Source organism: Arcicella sp. LKC2W, from assembly GCF_034931005.1.
GTDB lineage: Bacteria > Bacteroidota > Bacteroidia > Cytophagales > Spirosomataceae > Arcicella.
Genome location: NZ_JAYGIN010000065.1, coordinates 1 through 1665, shown reverse-complemented (window position 1 = coordinate 1665; position 1665 = coordinate 1). Strand labels below are relative to the sequence as shown.

Sequence of the window (1665 nt, the reverse complement as noted above, 5' to 3'; positions counted from 1 at the left end):
AGCAGGAGCAAGTTTAACAACTTTAACCTTTGCACCAAATCCAGTAGGAACATACAAATATTACGTAGGTTGTAAAGATGACGTAACAGGTTGTGAAACAGGAGCGACAAGCCGTAAGAGTGTAACGGTAGTTGTGAATCCAATTCCAACTGCACCAATAGATGCGAAATCTGATAGATTAGCGATTTGTGTTGGTGAAACAATTACATTAAGTGCAAGTTGTGGCACAGGTAAAACAGCGAAATGGTACGATGCAAGTGGAGCAAGTTTAACAACTTTAACATTCGCACCAGATCCAGTAGGAACATACAATTATTATGTAGGTTGTAAAGATGATGCAACAGGATGTGAAACAGCAGGAACAGACCGTGCAAAAGTAACGGTAATTGTAAATACGATTCCAACTGCCCCAACAGATGCAAAATCTGACAAAGGAGCCATTTGTATTGGAGAAACAATCACATTGAGCGGAACTTGTGGCACTGGTCAAACAGCGAAATGGTACGACGAAGCAGGAGTAGCTCTAACAAGTTTAAGCTTCGCCCCAAGTCCAGTAGGCACATACAATTATTACGTAGGTTGTAAATCAAACACAACTGATTGTGAAACAGCAGCAGGACAACGCAAGAAAGTAACGGTAGTTGTGAATCCAATTCCAACTGCACCAATAGATGCAAAATCTGATAAGTCAGCGATTTGTGTTGGTGAGACAATTACATTAAGTGCAAGTTGTGGAGCAAACAAAACAGCGAAATGGTACGATGCAAGCGGAGCAAGTTTAACCACATTAACATTTGCACCAAGTCCAGTAGGCACATATAATTATTATGTAGGTTGTAAAGACGATGCAACAGGTTGTGAAACCGCAGGAACAAACCGTGCAAAAGTAACGGTAGTTGTGAATCCAATTCCAACTGCACCAATAGATGCGAAATCTGATAAATTAGCGATTTGTGTTGGTGAAACAATTACATTAAGTGCAAGTTGTGGCACAGGTAAAACTGCGAAATGGTACGATGCAAGTGGAGCAAGTTTAACAACATTGACATTTGCACCAAGTCCAGTAGGCACATACAATTATTATGTAGGTTGTAAAGATGATGCAACAGGATGTGAAACAGCAGGAACAGACCGTGCGAAAGTAACAGTGATTGTAAATACAATTCCAACGGCACCAACAGATGCAAAATCTGATAAAGGAGCCATTTGTATTGGAGAAACAATCACATTAAGCGGAACTTGTGGAACAGGTCAAACAGCGAAATGGTACGACGAAGCGGGAGTAGCATTAACAAGTTTAAGCTTTGCACCAAGTCCAGTAGGAACATACAATTATTACGTAGGTTGTAAATCAAACACAACTGATTGTGAGACGGCAGCAGGACAACGCAAGAAAGTAACGGTAGTTGTAAATCCAATTCCAACAGCCCCAACGGATGCAAAATCTGATAAATCAGCAATTTGTGTTGGTGAGACAATTACATTAAGTGCAAGTTGTGGAGCAAATAAAACTGCGAAATGGTACGATGCAAGCGGAGCAAGTTTAACAACATTAACTTTTGCCCCAAGTCCAGTAGGAACATATAACTACTATGTAGGTTGTAAAGATGATGTAACAGGATGTGAAACCGCAGGAACAAATCGTGCAAAAGTAACGGTAGTTGT

General features: G+C 40.5%; 1 pseudogene. It reads left to right on the top strand.

The annotated features are described in order from the left end of the window. Window positions 1–1665, top strand: a pseudogene (locus tag VB796_RS23670) (hypothetical protein); the annotation flags it as partial.